The 18,151-nt window shown below is 73.2% G+C and carries 17 protein-coding genes; 7 read left to right on the top strand and 10 right to left on the bottom strand.

Annotated features, from left to right (window positions below):
• The first annotated feature begins 590 nt into the window (after positions 1-590).
• Complete coding sequence (locus tag ACZ7HQ_RS14415) at positions 591-1,067, top strand: universal stress protein (RefSeq protein WP_470988665.1); 477 nt, start codon at positions 591-593, stop codon at positions 1,065-1,067.
• Here ACZ7HQ_RS14415 and ACZ7HQ_RS14420 read toward each other — a convergent pair.
• Positions 1,003-2,289, bottom strand: coding sequence for an MFS transporter (locus ACZ7HQ_RS14420; protein WP_470988668.1), 1,287 nt, complete (start codon positions 2,287-2,289; stop codon positions 1,003-1,005). The genes ACZ7HQ_RS14415 and ACZ7HQ_RS14420 overlap by 65 nt on opposite strands.
• An 82-nt stretch (positions 2,290-2,371) precedes the next feature.
• On the opposite strand from ACZ7HQ_RS14420, the gene ACZ7HQ_RS14425 reads away from it, so the two are divergent.
• Both ACZ7HQ_RS14425 and ACZ7HQ_RS14430 read left to right on the top strand, forming a co-directional pair.
• Positions 2,372-3,319, top strand: coding sequence for a LysR family transcriptional regulator (locus ACZ7HQ_RS14425; RefSeq protein WP_470988670.1), 948 nt, complete (start codon positions 2,372-2,374; stop codon positions 3,317-3,319).
• Between the two features lie 50 nt (positions 3,320-3,369).
• On the top strand, positions 3,370-4,794 hold the full coding sequence (locus tag ACZ7HQ_RS14430) for an amino acid permease (RefSeq protein WP_470988673.1): 1,425 nt from the start codon (positions 3,370-3,372) through the stop codon (positions 4,792-4,794).
• Between the two features lie 11 nt (positions 4,795-4,805).
• Here ACZ7HQ_RS14430 and ACZ7HQ_RS14435 read toward each other — a convergent pair whose 3' ends face one another.
• Positions 4,806-5,951, bottom strand: a complete 1,146-nt coding sequence (locus ACZ7HQ_RS14435) for a CapA family protein (RefSeq protein WP_470988675.1) — start codon at positions 5,949-5,951, stop codon at positions 4,806-4,808.
• 215 nt (positions 5,952-6,166) lie between these two features.
• On the opposite strand from ACZ7HQ_RS14435, the gene ACZ7HQ_RS14440 reads away from it, so the two are divergent.
• The 3 genes from ACZ7HQ_RS14440 (at position 6,167) to ACZ7HQ_RS14450 (ending at position 8,233) form a co-directional block, all read left to right on the top strand.
• Entirely contained in the window at positions 6,167-6,736 is a 570-nt protein-coding gene (locus ACZ7HQ_RS14440) for a sigma-70 family RNA polymerase sigma factor (protein WP_470988677.1), read from the top strand.
• A gap of 151 nt (positions 6,737-6,887) precedes the next feature.
• Complete coding sequence (locus ACZ7HQ_RS14445; protein ID WP_470988680.1) at positions 6,888-7,403, top strand: hypothetical protein; 516 nt, start codon at positions 6,888-6,890, stop codon at positions 7,401-7,403.
• Positions 7,404-7,576: 173 nt separating this feature from the next.
• Positions 7,577-8,233, top strand: coding sequence for a zf-HC2 domain-containing protein (locus ACZ7HQ_RS14450; RefSeq protein ID WP_470988683.1), 657 nt, complete (start codon positions 7,577-7,579; stop codon positions 8,231-8,233).
• A gap of 9 nt (positions 8,234-8,242) precedes the next feature.
• On the opposite strand, the gene ACZ7HQ_RS14455 is transcribed toward ACZ7HQ_RS14450, so the two are convergent.
• The 3 genes from ACZ7HQ_RS14455 to ACZ7HQ_RS14465 form a co-directional block, all read right to left on the bottom strand.
• Positions 8,243-9,106: an Fpg/Nei family DNA glycosylase gene (locus ACZ7HQ_RS14455; RefSeq protein ID WP_470988685.1), complete on the bottom strand. Its 864-nt coding sequence runs from the start codon at positions 9,104-9,106 to the stop codon at positions 8,243-8,245.
• Positions 9,107-9,154: 48 nt separating this feature from the next.
• A complete protein-coding gene (locus ACZ7HQ_RS14460) occupies positions 9,155-11,236 on the bottom strand; it encodes a SpoIIE family protein phosphatase (protein ID WP_470988689.1) in 2,082 nt (693 codons plus the stop codon).
• 74 nt (positions 11,237-11,310) lie between these two features.
• Positions 11,311-12,387: a DUF6777 domain-containing protein gene (locus ACZ7HQ_RS14465; protein ID WP_470988691.1), complete on the bottom strand. Its 1,077-nt coding sequence runs from the start codon at positions 12,385-12,387 to the stop codon at positions 11,311-11,313.
• Positions 12,388-12,515: 128 nt separating this feature from the next.
• Between ACZ7HQ_RS14465 and ACZ7HQ_RS14470 the strand changes: the two genes are divergently transcribed.
• Positions 12,516-13,937 carry a lipase maturation factor family protein gene (locus ACZ7HQ_RS14470; protein WP_470988693.1) on the top strand — a complete coding sequence of 474 codons (1,422 nt, stop codon included), beginning with the start codon at positions 12,516-12,518 and terminating at the stop codon, positions 13,935-13,937.
• Here the strand turns inward: ACZ7HQ_RS14470 and ACZ7HQ_RS14475 are convergent.
• From ACZ7HQ_RS14475 to ACZ7HQ_RS14495, 5 genes are read right to left on the bottom strand one after another with little or no spacing between them, the layout of a single operon-like run.
• Positions 13,925-14,758 (bottom strand): amidohydrolase family protein, encoded by an 834-nt coding sequence (locus ACZ7HQ_RS14475; RefSeq protein ID WP_470988696.1) that lies wholly within the window; start codon positions 14,756-14,758, stop codon positions 13,925-13,927. The genes ACZ7HQ_RS14470 and ACZ7HQ_RS14475 overlap by 13 nt on opposite strands.
• The gene (locus ACZ7HQ_RS14480) at positions 14,755-15,069 is read right to left on the bottom strand and encodes an L-rhamnose mutarotase (RefSeq protein WP_470988699.1); all 315 of its coding nucleotides are present in this window, start codon (positions 15,067-15,069) and stop codon (positions 14,755-14,757) included. The genes ACZ7HQ_RS14475 and ACZ7HQ_RS14480 overlap by 4 nt, the downstream gene beginning before the upstream one ends.
• Positions 15,066-16,037 (bottom strand): aldo/keto reductase, encoded by a 972-nt coding sequence (locus ACZ7HQ_RS14485; RefSeq protein WP_470988703.1) that lies wholly within the window; start codon positions 16,035-16,037, stop codon positions 15,066-15,068. Before ACZ7HQ_RS14485 ends, ACZ7HQ_RS14480 begins: the two co-directional genes overlap by 4 nt.
• A complete protein-coding gene (locus ACZ7HQ_RS14490; RefSeq protein WP_470988705.1) occupies positions 16,034-16,792 on the bottom strand; it encodes an SDR family NAD(P)-dependent oxidoreductase in 759 nt (252 codons plus the stop codon). Before ACZ7HQ_RS14490 ends, ACZ7HQ_RS14485 begins: the two co-directional genes overlap by 4 nt.
• On the bottom strand, positions 16,789-18,129 hold the full coding sequence (locus ACZ7HQ_RS14495) for an L-fuconate dehydratase (RefSeq protein ID WP_470988707.1): 1,341 nt from the start codon (positions 18,127-18,129) through the stop codon (positions 16,789-16,791). The genes ACZ7HQ_RS14490 and ACZ7HQ_RS14495 overlap by 4 nt, the downstream gene beginning before the upstream one ends.
• Positions 18,130-18,151: the final 22 nt, after the last annotated feature.

Here is an 18,151-nt window from a genome sequence, read left to right on the forward strand (position 1 = left end):
CCGACTGTAGGAAGACGGCGCGCCCCTCGCCCGTCGAGACGAAGCAGCCGACCCGCCCCGGCACGGGTCACCTGGGCACGGGGGCACGACGCAGGGCTCCGGCACCCCGGCGGACCAGCGCCACAGAGCTACGACACCGCAGCCGGGCGGGGGCGCCGCCCGGGCAGCGCCGCAGGTAGGGCACCACGGCCTGGCGAGAGAGCCCGGACCGGCACTCGCAAGTCTCCGCCACCGCCCGCGAGGCGAAGGCGCCGCGGCCCCATCGCATGAAACTCCGGCCACCGCCGACAACGCGGCGACGCCCCGCCCGACACCGCACAGCCCGGCCACGGCCCCGACGCCAACATGCCCGGACCGGCACTCGCAGGTCTCCGACGCCGAGCGCGTCGAGGGCGAACTCGTCGGCGTCGCCAGGTTCCGCCACCGCCCACCACTGCCTGCCACGGCAGAGCGCCCCAGCCGACGCCGCAGGGCTCCGGCACCCGGCGAGCCGGCCCTGGGCGCGGGCCCGAGCGGTCGTCTCTCCGGGGGCGAAGCGGCCCGCGGCCCCGCGGCTCTGGGGGAAGCGGGGATTCCGATAGCCTCGCGTCGTGACGGAACAGCACGAGCAGCACACGCCCTCGCACCAGTTCGAGCGGGGCACGGACGGCCCGAAGGTTATCGTGGTCGGGGTGGACGGCTCCGACTCCTCGCTGCGCGCCGCGGCGTACGCGGGCGGGCTGGCCCGGCGGCAGCACGCGCTGCTGGCCGTGGTGTACGTGCAGCCGGTGCTCGCGGCCGGAGCGGCGCTCGGGGCACCGGTGGCGGAGACGACCGACGAGATCGCCGAGGACCTGGTCACCTACATCCGGGAGGCGGCCGAGCGGGTCAAGGGGATATTCGAGGTGCGCTGGGAGTTCCACACCTTCCGCGGTGATCCCTACAACGGACTGGTGAAGGCGGCCGACGAGCTGAAGGCGGACGCGGTGGTCGTCGGTGCCTCCGAGCAGGCCGGGCACCGGATTATCGGCTCGGTGGCGGTGCGGCTGGTGAAGGCGGGGCGCTGGCCGGTGACGGTGGTGCCGTGACCTCCCGGGGTTCGCGCAGCAGCAGGGCCGGCGTCGCCAGGAGCAGGACGCCGGCCAGGGCGATGGCGGCGCGTGGGCCGGTGAGGCTCGCCAGCAGGCCCCACAGGGCGGTCAGAGCGGCCGTCGTGGCCTTGCCGGCGACCGACCAGGCGGACAGGGTGCGGACGACCCGGTCGTCCGGGGTGCGCTCCAGGCGACGGGTGGCGTACACCGGGCTGTAGACGGCCGAGCAGGTGATCACCCCGAACTCCAGGACCATCACCAGCAGCAGGCCGGGCAGTCCGGGCCGGACGAAGGCCAGCCCGAGGGGCCAGACGGCGCGCAGGGTGCCCGCGGTGCGCAGCGCCCGCTGCTGTCCGTGGCGGGCGACGAGCGGGCCGGCCAGCCGGGAGCCGAGGAGGCCGCCGAGGCACGGCACGGCGAAGGCCAGGCCGTACTGCCAGGGGGCGAAGCCGAGCGGGCCGAGCATGAGGACGGCCAGCGGCGGCATGGCGACCATGATCAGGGCGTTGGCCGCGAGGTTGTTGAAGAACAGCGGCCGCAGGACCGGGCTGGTGAGAATGTGCCGCCAGCCCTCGAACAGGTCGGCGGCCCGCAGACGCTCGACGCCGGTCCGCTCGGGGCGCGGTTCTCCGCCGCCGACGGCCCGGATGCCGAGCGCCGAGAGCAGAAAGCTGACCGCGTTCGCCGCGACCGTCGTGACCGGCCCGAACAGTCCGATCGCGGCGCCGCCGAGGGGTGGTCCGAGCACCAGTGCCGTCCAGTTCGTGGACTCGAACCGGGCGTTGGCGGCGAGCAGCCGGTCGGCCGGTACGAGACCTTTCAGGAAGGCGCCGGATGCCGCGTTGAAGGTGATGTCGGCCGCCGCGACGATCACGGAGACCAGCAGGAGCTGACCGAGGCCGAGGCCGCCGAGCGCATAGGCGGCGGGGAGGGTGAGCAGGGCGGCGCAGCGGACCAGGTCCATCGCCGCCATCACCGGCCGCTTGCGCCGGAACTCCACCCATGGCCCGAGCGGCATCGCCGCCACGGCCCCCACCGCGGGCCCGGTCGCGGCGAGCAGCGCCACCTCGGCCGGCCCCGCGTGCAGCGCGAGGACCGCGATCACCGAAAACGCGTCGAAGGCGAGCCAGGTGCCGAGCGCACTCACCGCATAGGCGCCCCACAGCCACCCGAACCGCCGACCCAGCTTCACGCACAACCTCCCGTTGACCCCGGACATGAAAACCGGCAGGCCGGGCCGGAATCAAACAACCGGCGGGACGGCAGCCACAACCATCGGTTGTACGCGTACGCTGTGCCGGGTGGACCTCAAGGCCGTGCGCACCTTCGTCACCGTGGTGGAGGCCGGGCAGTTCCAGGAGGCCGCGGCCGTTCTCGGCGTCACCCAGCAGGCCGTCTCCAAGCGGATCGCGGCCCTGGAGAAGGACCTCGGGGTGCGGCTGTTCACCCGGACCGCACGCGGAGCGGAGCCGACCGTCGACGGCCAGGCGTTCCTGCCGCACGCCCGGGAGCTGCTGACGGCCGAGGAGCGGGCGCTGGCCTCGGTGCGGCCGGGCCGGCGGGCGCTGCGCGTCGACGTGCTCGGGGCCCGGCTGGCCCCGGCGGACCTGGTGCGCTCCTTCCACGAGGCACACCCCGGCACGCCCCTGGACGTGGTCACGCTCTTCGACGCGAGCACGGCCGTTGCCGCCGTGCGGGCGGGCACCATCGACGCGACCATCCGCGCGGTCACCACACGGCTTCCGGAAGGGCTGCGGGCCGTCCGGGTACTGGACGAGCCGGTGCAGCTGCTCACCGGAACGCGGCACCCGCTCGCCGGGGCCCGGTCGGTGACGCCGGCGCAGTTGGCCGGGCACCGGATCTGGATGCCGGGCCTCGTGGACGGCACCGAGTGGGCCGCGTACTACACGACCCTCGCGGCCGAGTTCGGGCTGACCATCGACTCGGCCGTCCCCGGCTTCGGCGGGGAGCCGCTGCTCGACGCGGTCGCCGGATCCGCCTCGCTCGCCACCCTCGTCAGCGAGCGGACCACGCTGTCCCGGCCCGCGGGGCACGATCTGCGGCGCATCCCGCTCGTCGATCCGACGCCGGTGTATCCGCACTCCCTGGTCTGGGCGGCGGCCAACGCCCATCCGGGGCTGGCCGCGCTGCGGGCCCATCTCGCCGCCCGGTTGCCGGCCCGGTCCGCGTTCCGCACCTGGACACCGGCCTGGGCCGTGCGTGGCGTCTTCCCAGCGGGGCGCCCCTGAGAGATCATGATCCGCCGTCAGCCGTTGCCGTCGGCGAAGAGGTGAGGCACATGGCCAGGCTCCGAGCGGGTGAGGGGATTCTCCGCCGCAAACCCATCGAACACATCGAGGAGACCGAAGTCGGCGAGGGCGCCCGGCTGGACCGTTCGCTCGGGCTGTGGCAGCTCACCGCGATCGGTGTGGGCGGCATCATCGGCGCCGGTATCTTCACGCTGGCCGGCACGGTGGCCAACGGCACGGCCGGGCCGGCGGTGCTGGTGTCGTTCCTGATCGCCGGTGTGGCGAGCGCCTGCGCGGCGCTGTCGTACGCCGAGTTCGCCGGGATGATCCCGAAGGCGGGGTCGGCGTACACGTACGGTTACGCGGTGCTCGGCGAGTTCGCGGGCTGGTTCATCGGCTGGGACCTGCTGCTGGAGTACACCGCGATCGTGGCGGTCGTCGCGATCGGCATCTCCGGCTACTTCGGCTTCCTGGTCGAGGCGATGGGCGCGAAGCTGCCGCACTGGATGCTGGGCGCGCCGGGCACCGGGGCGGGGCACCGGGTCGACCTCTTCGCGGTCGTGCTGTGTCTGCTGATCGCCTGGCTGCTGAACCTGGGCATCCGCAGCGCGGCCCGCTTCGAGACCATCGTGGTGGTGCTGAAGGTGCTGGTGGTGCTGCTGGTGATCGGAGTGGGCGTCTTCCACATCACCACGGCGAACTACCACCCGTTCTTCCCGTACGGCATCAGCGGGGCGTTCACCGGTGCGGCGACCGTGTTCTTCGCGGTGTTCGGCTACGACGCGATGTCGACCGCGGCCGAGGAGTCGAAGGACGCGCAGCGGCACATGCCGAAGGCGATCATCTACTCGCTGGTGATCTCGATGGTGCTGTACGTGGCGGCCTGTCTGGTGCTGACCGGCATGCAGAACTACCAGCACATCGACAAGGAGAGCGGCTTCGCCACGGCGTTCAAGTCGGTGGGTCTGAGCGGCATCGCGGACGTGATCGCGGTGGGCGCGATCATCGGCATCCTCACCGTGATGTTCACGTTCATGCTGGGCGTGACCCGGGTGTGGTTCTCGATGTCCCGGGACGGACTGCTGCCCAGGTGGTTCGCCAAGACCCATCCCACGCGGCACGTGCCGACCCGGGTGACCTGGATCGTCGGCGTGGCCTCGGCCGTCATCGCCGGGGTCATCCCGATCGCCGAGGCGGCCGAGCTGACCAACATCGGCATCCTGCTGGCGTTCGTGGTGGTGTGCACGGCGGTGATCGTGCTGCGCTACCGGCAGCCGGAGCTGCCGCGCACCTTCCGCACGCCGGGGATGCCGGTGGTGCCCGCGCTGGGTGTGGTGTTCTCGGTCTGGCTGATCACGTTCCTGCAGTGGCAGACCTGGGTGCGGTTCGCGGTGTGGTTCGTGATCGGCTGCGTGATCTACTTCGGGTACTCCTACCGGCGTTCGGTGCTGGCCGAGCGCCGGCCCGCGGAGTGAAGTCCGGCTGATCACTCCCCCATGACCAGGCCGTCCTTGGCGGCTCCGCGGCTGAGCACCACGTCCCGGATCCGGTCGCGCACCCCGGCCGGCTCGGTGCCGTCGGCGACGGCCCGGTTGAGGTCCAGCACGCGCCCGGTGGTGAGGTCGTACAGCTGCGGGATGAACTCGGCCCTGGTGACCCGCCAGCGGCCGCCCGGGGCGGTGGGCGGGGCGAAGGTGAAACGGCCGATCGTGGACTCGTTGCCGCGCGGGTCCGGGACGCCCTTGCCGTTGTACATCTCGCCGGCGATCTGCTGGCCCATGCCGTAGACCACCCACGTCCCGTTGACCTTCTCGTAGGCCTGCGGGACGTGGGCGTGGGTGCCGAGGATCAGGTCGATGTCCGGCCGGCCTTTGGTGGTGGAGGCGGTGAGCCGGCGGGCGAGGCCGAGCTGCAGCCGGTCCGGCGCGTCCTGCCATTCGGTGCCCCAGTGCACGGAGAGGACCACCACGTCGGCGCCGGCCCGCCGGGCGGCGCGGGCGTCGGCGATCATCCGCCGCTCGTCGATGAGGTTCACGGCCCAGGGCCGGCCGGCGGGCAGCGGGATGCCGTTGGTGCCGAAGGTGTACGCCAGGTGCGCGACCTTGGCGGGCCCGGCCTGGAGGAGGGTGACCGAGCCGGCCTCGGCCTCGCTGCGGGCGGTGCCGGCGTGTCTGAGACCGGCCTCGTCCATGGCGTCCAGGGTGCGCAGGACACCGTCGGCGCCGTCGTCCAGGGAGTGGTTGGAGGCGGTGGAGCAGCCGTCGTAGCCGGTCGCGGCGAGACCCTGGGCGATCTGCGGCGGTGTTCTGAAGGCGGGGTAGCCGGAGTACTCGCCGTCGGTGCCGTAGATGGTCTCCATGTGACACAGCGCCAGGTCGGCCCGGGAGACGACCGGTTCGACGCCGGAGAGCATGGGCCGGAAGTCGAAGCCCTCGTCGCCGGAGTCCTGGGCCGCCCGGTCGAGGACGGAGGCGTGCGGCAGGACGTCCCCGGAGGCGACGAGGGTGAAGCCGGCGGCGGCCCCGGACGGTCCTCCGCTTCCGGCCTCCTGGCGGTCATGGTTCTGGCAGGCGGCCGCGACCGCGAGGACGGCGGTGACGGCCAGGGCCATCTGTTGTCTGCGTCCGAACATCAGCTCACCCCAGAATGTCGTATTTACCGACAATGCCGTGACGGGCATATGGGTACGAATCTGGCACGCCGAATAAACAGTCCAAGCGCTGTCATTAGCCCGATCGGTGCTGTGCCGGACCGTTCGTCCGACCGTTCGCCGACGCGATCGACCGTCCGTCGCAGAGCCCTGCGCACGCCCTGTTCCCGGGCCGCGCCCTGCGCTGCCATACGGCCATGACGGCCGGAACCCCACTCGTCCACGCGACGGCGGCATCGCCCCCCAGGGCCACGACCGCCGAGCATGAACTGGCCGCGCTCCAGCGTGAGCACGGCGGACCGCTCTTCACCCTGCTGCTCAGGCTCTGCGACGGCGACCGGCAGCGCGCCGAGGACCTCGCCCAGGAGACCCTGGTGCGCGCCTGGCAGCACCCGGAGGCGCTGCACGCCGCCGGCTTCGACTCCGTACGGCCCTGGCTGCTGACGGTCGCCCGGCGGCTCGCGATCGACGCCCGGCGGGCCCGGCGGGCACGGCCTGCGGAGACCGGCGCCGAGATCCCCGAGCACGCGCGGGTGACCGCCGATCACGCCGAACGGGCCGCCGCGATGCTCGACGTCCGGGAGGCTGTGAAGACACTCACGCCGGAGCACCGTGACGTTCTGGTACTCGTGTACTTCCTCGGGGCCAGTGTGGCGGAAGCGGCGCAGACCCTCGGCGTTCCACCCGGTACGGTGAAGTCCCGCGCGTATTACGCGCTGCGTGCCCTGCGCCGGGTCCTTCCGGGTTATACGGCCGACCTGCACTGAAACCGGCAACAGAGCAAAGCTCTCGCAAAGCGCCTTGCTGTGGCCCCCGTTCGGGCAATGGGCTGTCCTCATCCGCGTTCCGGGCGGGCCGGGGCCATGACCCCGACGGAGCCCGGGCGACGCGCACGCACCGGAGGAAGGGCAGGAAGGGATGCTGCACAGAGGGCACGAGAGCACGGACGGCACCGACGGCGGTGAACTGGCCGTCCCCATGGCCTGGATGTACGCCGAGTACATCGCCGACGAGCTGCTGCGCACGGGCGATCTGATGCCGCCTACGTCCTTCGAGTTCCGGGCCGGCCGGGACGCGCTGGCGCTCACCGTCTTCCTGTCCGACACCGACGGGGAGCTGTCCGGCATCCGGGTGATCTCCCAGCTGGAGCACTGGCTGTCGCTGACCGCCTACGACCAGCCGTGGCGGGACTGGGTGCGCGAGCGCATGGCCGAGCTCGCCGACCTGGCCGGGCGGTCCGGCACCCGGTCGCCCGACCTGGCTCTCGCGGCGGACGCCTGGCGCTGGCTGGAGGAGACGGAGCTGCTCGCGCCGGACCTGGACGCGGTCCCGGGCGGCGGTGCGGTGACCGGCGAGGACGACGGGCCGAAGGTGTGGACCCCGGCGTGGCGGCTCGGGCTGCCCCTGGGGCACCTCGCGATCCACCTGTTCTGACCCTCCGCCCAGGTCCTTTCCGAAGTTTTCCGCGATCGGACCAATCCGCGGGCCGCGCGGCTCCGAATCTCCTGTCCGGGATTCTGCGGTGGCTTGAGTGATTCGGCTGTCGGCTGCGTACGGATGGGTGCACGGAGTAACCCCACCCGCACCCATCGGCACGAGGATTCGGCATGAGGTCCCTGGAAAGGCATCGCGACGTCGGCGCGTACGCGCTCGGCGTGCTGGACGAGGCGGAGGCCTTCCGCTTCGAGGACCACCTCATGGAGTGCCCCCAGTGCGCGGCACGGGTGACCGAATTCGGGCCGGCCACCCGGCAGTTGATGCTGTACCGCCGGGCCACGCCGCGCTTTGTGCACCCCATGGCACAGCCCGGCCCCCGGCTGCTGGACCGGCTGCTCGGCGAGGTCGCGCACCGGCAGCGGGCGCGCCGCCGGCGCTTTCTGTACGGTCTGGCCGCCTCCGTGGTGCTGGCGGTCGCCGGCCCGGGGATCGTGGCCTTCACCGCCCATCAGGAGCCGGCCGAGCACGTCACCGCCGCGACCGATCCGAGGACCGGCGTGTGGGCCGAGGTCACGGCGGACGACGGGGACACGGGCAGCCGGCTGCTGCTACGGGTGAAGGACGGCACCGGCCCCCATGCCTGCCGGCTCGTCGTCGTGGGTCAGGACGGCACCGAGCAGGTCGCCGGCAACTGGATGGAGCCCGGCCACGGCACCGGCACCTTCACCACGCTCGGCGCGTCCACGATGCATCCCGAGGAGATCGCCCGCTACGACGTGCGCACCGAGGACGGACAGCGCCTGGTCTCCGTCGAGGCGCCGCGGTGACACCGGGGCTCATTTCAGCAGCCGCGACAGTCTGCGGTCCGCCAGGGGCTTGCCGCCCGTCTGGCAGGTGGGGCAGTACTGCAGCGAGGAGTCACTGAAGGAGACCTCGCGGATGGTGTCGCCGCACACCGGGCACGGTTCGCCGGTGCGGCCGTGGACCCGCAGTCCGCTCTTCTTCTCGGACTTCAGCCGTCCGGCGGCCACGCCCCGGGAACGCTCGACCGCCTCGGTGAGCGTGCCGCGCAGTGCCTCGTAGAGCCGGCGGGTCTCCTCGGGGGTCAGGGAGGCGGCGAGCTTGAACGGGGACATCTTCGCGGCGTGCAGGATCTCGTCACTGTAGGCGTTGCCGACGCCGGCGATCAGGGACTGGTCGCGCAGGGCGCCCTTCAGCTGCCGTCTCTCGTCCGTGAGCAGGGCGGCGAACCGCTCCTCGGCGAAGTCGGCCGCGAGCGGGTCAGGGCCGAGCCGGGCGATGCCCTCGACCTGCCGAGGGTCACGCACCACGTACACCGCGAGGCGCTTTTGGGTGCCGGCCTCGGTGAGGTCGAAACCCGCGCCGTTGTCGAGGGCCAGGCGCAGGGCGAGCGGGCCCTTGCCCGGCTTGGGCGGGCCGTCGGGCAGCCGGTCCTTCCACTGCAGCCAGCCGGCCCGGGCCAGGTGGGTCACCAGGTGCAGCCCGCTGTCCGCCGCCAGGTCCAGGAACTTGCCGTGCCGGCGCACGGCCGTCACCGCACCGCCCTCGAGGGCGGTGACCGGAGGGTCGTACGTCTTCAGGACGCTGACGGCGACCGGCAGCACCCGCGCCACCCGGCGGCCGGCCAGGTGCTCGGTGAGGAAGTCCTTGAGCGCTTCTACCTCGGGCAGTTCCGGCATACGTCCAGAGTGCCATCCGGTACTGACAACTCCCCGTGGTGAACCGCGTCAGTCATCGCGGCGGAACTCGCACCACACGGCCTTGCCGCCGCCGCGCGCCTCCACGCCCCAGGCGTCGGCGAGGCGTTCCACGAGGAGCAGGCCCCGGCCCGAGACGCCCTCCTCCCCCGCCTCGCGGCGGCGCGGCAGGGCGCTGGAGGAGTCCTCGACCTCGATCCGCAGCCGCCGGTCGCCGTCGCCGAGGGCCCGCAGGGTGACGATCGCGGAGCCCTCGGTGTGCATCAGCGCGTTGGTGATCAGCTCGTCGGCGACCAGCTCGATCTCGTCGGCGCGGTCCCGGTAGCCCCAGGAGCGCACCGCGGCCCGGATCAGGTGCCGGGCCTGGGTGAGGGCCTCGGGGTCGCCCGAGCCCACGTGCTGCTGGAGCCGTCCGCCGGCCCGCGGGGCCTGCGGGACGCGCCGGCGCAGCAGGAGCAGCGCCACGTCGTCGTCACCGCCCCGCTCCTCGGCCAGCTGGATCAGCCGGTCGGCCAGCGCCCCCACGTCCTCGGGACCGTCCGTGACGAGCGCCGTCAGGCGGCGCATGCCGTCGTCGAGGTCGGCGCCGGGCTTCTCGACGAGCCCGTCGGTGCACAGCAGCAGGGTGTTGCCGGGATCGAGTTCGAGGGTGGAGACGGGGTACTCGAGGCGGCCGAACTCGGCGGACAGGCCGAGCGGCAGCCCGCCCTCGACCAGGACCCGGTGGCAGGTGCCGTCGCCCTGCCGGATCAGCGGGTCGATGTGCCCGGCGCGGACCGCCTGCACCACGCCGGTGGACAGGTCGGCCTCGGCGTACAGGCAGGTGGCGAAGCGGTCGGTGTCGAGCTCGTGCAGGAAGACCGAGGCGCGGGCCATCACGGTGGCCGGCGGGTGCCCCTCGGCGGCGTAGGCGCGCAGCACGATCCGCAGCTGGCCCATGACCGCCGCCGCGTGCGTGTCGTGGCCCTGGACGTCGCCGATGACCGCGCCGACCCGGCCGCCGGGCAGCGGTATCAGGTCGTACCAGTCGCCGCCGATGTCCCGGCCGAGGGTGCCCCCGGCGGTGCCGGCGCGGTAGCGGACTGCCGTGTCGGCGCCGCGGACGCTGGGGATGGTGCGGGGCAGCATGGCCTGCTGGAGGCTCTGGGCGACGTCCTTCTCCTGCTCGTAGAGCATGGCGCGCTGCAGGCTCTGCGCGATGCTGGAGCCGAGCGCGACCAGGACCGCGCGCTCCTCGCTGGAGAAGCCGCGGCGATCGCTGTACAGCAGGCCCATCCCGCCGATCGGGCGGGCCTGGGCGATCAGCGGCAGATAGGCGGCCGAGGTGATGTGCAGGTCGGTGATGTACGGCCAGAGGATCGGGTAGCCCTCCGCGAACTCCTCCGGGGACTCGATGAAGCGCGGGACGAGCGTGCGGACGACCTCGCTCATCGGGTACGGCTCGTCGATCCGGGTGACCTGGGTGCCGGGGACGGAGGCACCGGCGGGCCCCTCGGCGACGAGCCGGATCCGGCCGGCCTCCACCAGTCCCATCACCAGGCTGGCCGCGCCGAGGTGACGGATGCCGTGGGTGTCCTTGAGGGCGTCGATGACGTCCTGGACGCTGCGGGCGTGGGCGAGGGCGGCGGAGACGGCCTGGACGACGTTCGTCTGCTGGCGGAAGGCCTCGTTCTGGACGGCCCGCAGGCTGCGTTCCGCGCTGTCGGCGAGTTCCTCGGTGGCGTCGCGGACGATGCCCACGACCCTGCGCGGGCGGCCGGTGGCGTCGCGGCGGATGTAGCCCTGGGTGTGGGTCCAGCGCGGGGTGCCGTCGCGGCAGCGGATGCGGAAGTAGGTGCCGTAGTTCTCGCTGCCGTCCTTGATGGCTCGCGCCACCGCCGCGTCCAGCCGGGCCGCCTCGGGCGGCGGCACCCGGACGGCCAGCGACTCGGGGCGACCGTCGAATTCCTCGGGCAGCAGGTCGAACACCTCGTACGCCTGGGTGTCCATGTGGAACAGACCCGTGTCCAGGTCCCAGTCGAAGGTGCCCATGCGGTTGAGCGCCAGGATCGGATCCGGGTGGGCGGGCCAGTCCGCCGGCAGTGACACGGCACTCGCTCCCCGCTCTGCCATGGGCCCACCTTGCCAGGATTCGTGCGATTCTTCGACCTGATCGTCCGATCGACTCCAGGCCGTACGCGGCCGGCTCAGCCGTCGGGGAGATCCGTGGGGGCGGCGGCCCGGTCGGAGGGGGCGGGTGGGCTCAAGCCGGCGCGCGGGCCCGGGCCGTCGAGGGGGCCGGCATGGAGGGGCCGGGGCGCGGTGGTCCGCGCGGCGAGCGGGTCCGGTGCCGTGGAGACGAGGGCCGCCGGCGGCCTGCCGGTCGTACCCGGCGGGGACACCGGCCCGCTCCGCCGGGGAGGGGGCGGGGCCGCGGTGGCGCCGGCAGGCGCCGGTACGACCCGGTCGTTACGCACGTCGTGGCCGATCCGGCGCTGGATCCAGGTGCGGGTCTCGGCGTTGACGATCGTGAGGGTGGTGACGGCCCGGGGCGCCGGCGTCACCGCGATGACCTGGCCGGGCCGGTAGCCGTTCCACGCGCTGCCGCGGGCGCCCAGGCCGCCGCGGGCCGGCGCGGGCCGCCCCAGCGGGTTGCCGCAGGCGCAGCGCACGCGGGGCACGCCCCGGTCGTCGACGAGGACCGCGGTGCCGGCCTGGAGCACCGCCTGGTGGACGACCGCCTGCCCTGCGCGGTAGCCGTGGCTGGTGACCCGGGTGTCGGCGCGCAGCACCACCGGGGTCAGGCCGCGCAGATAGCCGGGCAGGCCGCTCGCGGGGACACCGGCCGCGCGGGCGAAGGCGTCACCCCGGGCCCGGTCCGTCGTCAGGTACCCGATCTGCCGCTCGACGTCACAGCCGGCGACGCCCGCCGTACCGCCGTACAGGCCGGGGGTGGCGCCGGACAGGACGCGCACCGCGTCCCCGGGTGCGGCGACCAGCGCGGCGCGCAGCGCCGGCCCGGAGGAGGAGGCGAGGGGTGGCCCGGTGGCACCGGCCCCCCGTGTGGCGGGGGCGGTGGCGCTGCCCGCGTCGGGTGGGCCCGGCGCGGTGGCCCCGGTGACCGTGGAGCCGGTGAAGGGATCGGGGCCCCTGGCCGCCGCGGGCAGGAGGTAGACCTCCTCACCCAACCGGACCGCCCTGACGCCGGGGCGGAAGCAGCCGGCGACGAGGAGCGCCACCGAGAGGGCGCAGACCATGACGATGGATCCGGTGGGTATCCGCACCGTACACTCCCCATCACTGTGGGTGACTTCTCCCCATTGTGTGCATCGCTCCCGTGGGGCTGGCAACTCGGGGAAGGTCATGAGAGGACGACACCGGCGTTCAGCCGCGACGAAGGGCGCGCACAGCCGTGAACTGGTTCACCGCTCCCGACTACTGGCTGAGCCGGCTGGTCTTCCAGCGGGCTCTGGCCGCCCTGTACGTGGTCGCGTTCCTGACGGCGGCCCTGCAGTTCCGTGCCCTGCTGGGCGAACGCGGCATGCTGCCGATCCCCCGGTTCGTGGCGCGGGTCCCCTTCAAGCGGGCCCCGAGCCTGTTCCATCTGCACTACTCCGACCGCTTCTTCGCGGGCTGCGCGTGGGCCGGCTGCACGGTGTCGGCGGCCCTGCTCGCCGGCGCGGACTCGCTGCTGCCGCTCTGGGCCGGGATCCTGCTGTGGCTGGTGCCGTGGGCGCTGTATCTGTCGATCGTCAACGTGGGCCAGACCTGGTACGCGTTCGGCTGGGAGTCACTGCTGCTGGAGACGGGCTTCCTGGCCGCGTTCCTCGGCAACGGCGAGGTGGCGCCGCCGGTCGTGGTGCTGTTCCTGCTGCGGTGGATCCTGTTCCGGGTGGAGTTCGGCGCCGGGCTGATCAAGATGCGGGGCGACGCGTGCTGGCGGAAGCTGACCTGCCTGGACTACCACCACGAGACCCAGCCCATGCCGGGCCCGCTGAGCTGGTTCTTCCACCATCTGCCGAAACCGCTGCACCGGGTGGAGGTGGCCGCCAACCACGTCACGCAACTGGTGGTGCCGGTGCTGCTGTTCACGCCGCAGCCGATCGCGTCGGCCGCCGCCGCCCTGATGATCGTCACCCAGCTGTGGCTGGTGCTGTCGGGCAACTTCTCCTGGCTGAACTGGATCACCATCGTGCTGGCGCTGTCCGCGCTGCGCATCCCCGCCTCCGCGCCGTCCGTGCCGTCGGCGCCGCTGTGGTACGAGGTCCTGGTGCTGGCGGTCGGCGCGTTCCTGCTCTTCCTGAGCCACCGCCCGGTGGTGAACATGATCTCCCGCCGCCAGATCATGAACCGCTCCTTCGATCCGCTGCACCTCGTGAACACCTACGGCGCGTTCGGCAGCGTCAGCCGGGTCCGCTACGAGGTGGTGGTCGAGGGCACGCTGGACGACGTACCGCGTGAGGACTCGGACTGGCGGGAGTACGCCTTCCGGGGCAAGCCCGGTGACACCCGGCACTGGCCGCGCCAGTTCGCCCCGTACCATCTGCGCCTGGACTGGCTGATGTGGTTCGCGGCGCTGTCCCCGGGCTACGCCGGCGACTGGTTCGGCGGTCTGGTGGAGCGGCTGCTGGAGAACGACCGCGACACGCTGCGCCTGCTGCGCCGCTCCCCCTTCCCGCCGGACACCCCGCCCCGCTATGTCCGGGCCCGCCTCTTCCGCTACCGCTACACCACCTGGCGCGAGCTGCGGGAGTCGGGCGCGTGCTGGGAGCGCACGTATGTGCGTGAGTACATGCCGCCCACCCGGCTGGCGGGGGTGGCTCAGAGGTCGTAGGCGCGGGTGGCGGTGCCCTCGAACACGGCCGTCCGCTCCGCCGCGTCGAGGTCTGCCGTCAACTCCCGTGCGATGTCGCAGACTTGGCCGTAACTGGCGGCCAGGGTGCACACCGGCCAGTCGGAGCCGTACATCAGGCGGCCGGGGCCGAACACCTCCAGGGCCGTGTCCGCGTAGGGCCGCAGGCCGGCGATGGACCAGGTGGCGGGGCCGGCCTCGGTGACCAGGCCGGAGAGTTTGGCGACGGTGTTGGGCAGGGCGGCCAGTGCGCGCAGGGCGGAGGCCCAGGGTGCGTGTTCCCCCGCCGCGATCGGCGGTTTTCCCAGGTGGTCCAGCACGAAGGTCAGCTGGGGCAGGGACGCGGCGGCCTCGGTGCAGGCCGGGAGCTGGTGGGGCAGCACGACGAGGTCGTAGACGAGGCCCGCGTCGGCCACGGCCGCGAGCCCGCGGCGGACCTCGGGCCGCAGCAGCCACTCCGGGTCCGGCTCGTCCTGGACCTGGTGCCGGATGCCCTTCAGGAACGCTCCGCCGGGCAGTTCGCGCAGGCGGGCCAGTTCCTCGGCGATGCCGGGTCGGGTGAGGTCGGTCCAGCCCACGACTCCGGCGATCAGCTCGTGCCGGGCCGCCAGGGCGAGGAACTCCGGGGTCTCCTCGGCCACGGTGACCGTCTGGACGAGGACGGTACGGTCCACTCCGGCCGCGCGGGCCTCCGGTTGCAGGTCCGCGAGCGTGAAGTCGCGCCTGAGTGGGCTGTGCGGGGGGATCCAGTCCTGGTCCCGTGCCGAGAGGTCCCAGACGTGGTGGTGGGCGTCGACGGTCACGGCAGCTCCCAGACGACGGGCAGTCCGGCGTCCGCGCCGCCGGCGGAGTAGTCGTGCACCACGTCGAGCAGCTCGGCCATGCGGGCCTGCCAGGCGATGTTGACCGGCAGCTTCTCCAGCTCGGCGAGCAGACGGGCGTAGTCCTCGCAGTCCAGGACGTGGAACAGGTCGGTCCGGCTGCGCCAGATGGTCCAGGAGGTGGCACCGGCGGCGCGGATGGCCTCGGTGAGTTCCTCCGGCACCTCGCGGTGCGCGGCCTCGTACTCCGCGATCCGGTCGGCGCGGACCTTGGTGTGCAGGGCGATCCTCATGAGGGGCCCTCCTCTCGGGGCATCAGGCCGCACTCCCGCAGCTCCTGCCAGAACGGCGCGGGGACGCCGGCCGCGAACTGGTCGGCGCAGTCGTGGACTTCGGACGCCGAGCGAGGTCCGGGCAGGACGCAGGCGACGGCCGGGTGGGCGGACGCGAAGGCCAGCGCGGCGGCCCGCAGGGTGGTGCCGTGCCGCTCGGCGACCGCCTTCATGCGCAGGGCGCGGTCCAGCAACTCGCCCGGTGCGCGGGTGTAGTCGTACGTCGACGCGGGCGTCGGCTCCGCCAGCAGACCCGAGTTGAAGACACCGCCGAGGACCACCGGCACCCCGCGCTCGGCGGCCGCCGGCAGCAGCCCGGTGGCGGCGCTCTGGTCGAGCAGGGTGTAGCGGCCCGCGCACAGGACCACGTCCACGTCGGTGTCGTGGACGAACCGGGTGAGCATCCCGGCCTGGTTCATGCCCGCGCCGATCGCGCCGACGACGCCTTCGGCGCGCAGCTTCTCCAGGGCCGGGTAGCCCTCGCGGAACGCCTGCTCGGCGTGGTCGTCGGGGTCGTGCAGGTAGACGATGTCGACCCGGTCCAGGCCGAGGCGGGTCAGGCTCGCCTCCAGGGTGTGGCGGATGCCGTCGGCGCTGAAGTCCCACACGCGGCGGTACGTGGCGGGTACGCAGAAGCCGTGGGCCAGGTCGTCGCCGGTGCCGTCGGCGGGGTCGAGGCGGCGGCCGACCTTGGTGGAGAGGCTGTAGTGGGCGCGGTCGTAGTGCCGCAGGGCCGCGCCGCGCCGGCGTTCGGACAGGCCGAGGCCGTAGTGCGGGGCGGTGTCGAAGTAGCGGATGCCGCGCTGCCAGGCGGCCCGTACCGTCTCCCCCGCCTGCTCGTCGTCCAGCGGGGCGTAGAGGTTGCCGAGCGCCGCCGCGCCGAAGCCCAGCGGGGTGACCTCGACGCCGCTGCGCCCGAGGGCGGTCACCGGCCGCCCGCCGGGCGGAGCCTGAGGCCCTGCATGCCGCCGTCGACAGCGAGGGCCGTCCCGGTGGTGGCGCCGGACAGGGGGCTCGCCAGATAGGCGATGGCGCCCGCCACTTCGGCGGCCGAGACCAGTCGGCCGGTGGGCTGGCGGGCTTCGAGGGCGGCGCGTTCAGCGGCCGGGTCGGGCGCCGCGTCCAGCAGCCGGCCGATCCACGGGGTGTCCGCCGTACCGGGGTTGACGCAGTTGACGCGGATGCCCTCGCGGACGTGGTCGGCGGCCATCGCGAGGGTGAGGGAGTACACGGCGCCCTTGGTGGCGCTGTACAGGGCGCGCCGGGGCAGTCCGGCGGTGGCGGCGATGGAGCAGGTGTTGACGATCGCCGCACGGTCCGAGCGGCGCAGGTGCGGGAGGGCGGCGCGGGCGGCGCGGACCATGCCGAGGACGTTGACGTCGAAGACGTGCCGCCACTCGGAGTCGTCGTTGTCCTCGACGGTGCCCTGGGCGCCGATCCCCGCGTTGTTGACCAGGACGTCCAGACCGCCGAGGTCCTCGGCGGCCCGCTCGACGGCCGTGCGCACCGAGGCGTCGTCGCTGACGTCGGCGCGGTACGCCAGGAGCGGCTTGTCGACGCCCGTGGTGTTCCGGTCGAGGACGGCGACCCGGGCGCCGCGGGCGGCGAGGAGGTCGGCGGTGGCCCGGCCGATGCCGGACGCGCCGCCGGTGACCAGGGCCCTGAGACCCTCGAAGTCGCTCATGCGGCCTGTCCCTTCTGGGTGTCGGGGTCGGCGGCCCAGTAGCCGCCGCCGGGGAACGTGTACCGGGCGAGGGACTCCGGGCGCAGGGCGGCGGAGTAACCGGGCGCGGTGGGTGCCGTGTAGTGGCCGTCGCGGATGACGACCGGGGTGACGAAGTGCTCGTGGAGGTGGTCGACGTACTCGATGACCCGGTCCTCGGTGGTGCCCGAGACCGCCAGGTAGTCGAACATCGAAAGGTGCTGGACGAGTTCGCACAGGCCGACGCCGCCCGCGTGCGGGCAGACGGGCACGCCGAACTTGGCGGCGAGCAGCAGGATCGCGAGGTTCTCGTTGACGCCGGCGACGCGGGCGGCGTCGATCTGGACGATGTCGAGGGCGCCCGCCTGCAGGAGCTGCTTGAAGACGATCCGGTTGTGCACGTGTTCGCCGGTGGCGACCTTCACCGGGGCCACGGCGCGGCGGATCGCGGCGTGGCCGAGGACGTCGTCGGGGCTGGTGGGCTCCTCGATCCAGTACGGGCCGAACTCGGCGAGGGCCTTGGTCCAGCGGATCGCCTCGTCCACGTCCCAGCGCTGGTTGGCGTCGACGGCGAGCCGGATGCCCGGTCCGACGACGGCTCGGGCGACCCGGCAGCGTCTGATGTCGTCGTCGAGGTCGGCGCCGACCTTGAGCTTGATCTGCGTGAAGCCGTCGGCGACGGCCTGCGCGGCGAGCCGGCTCAGCTTGTCGTCGTCGTAGCCGAGCCAGCCCGGGGAGGTGGTGTAGGCGGGGTAGCCGCGCTCCAGCAGCCGGGCCCGGCGCTCCGCGGCGCCTTCCCTGCCCCGCCTCAGCAGGCCGAGTGCCTCGGCGGGGGTGAGCGCGTCCGCGATGTACCGGAAGTCGATCTGCCGGACCAGCCACTCGGGCTCGGCGTCGGCGAGCAGCTGCCACAGCGGCTTGCCGGCCCGCCGGGCGGCGAGGTCCCAGACGGCGTTGACGACGGCCCCGATCGCCATGTGCATCACGCCCTTCTCGGGGCCGAGCCAGCGCAGCTGGCTGTCGCCGATCAGGTCCCGCAGGAGCGAGCCGGGGTCGGCGCACAGCTCGGCCACGTCGCGGCCGAGCACATGGTCCCGCAGGGCGTCGATCGCGGCGACCTGGACGTCGTTGCCCCGCCCGATGGTGAAGACGAACCCGTGTCCCTCGTGCCCGTCGGTGGCGTCGGTGCGCAGCACGGCGTAGGCCGCCGAGTAGTCGGGGTCCGGGTTCATCGCGTCGGAGCCGTCCAGCTCGCGCGAGGTGGGGAAACGGATGTCGTGGGTGTCGACCGCGGTGACGCGGGCGGGGGCCTGGGACACTGAAGTCCTTTCGGTCAGCGGT

Source organism: Streptomyces sp. NPDC037290 (genome assembly GCF_055603245.1).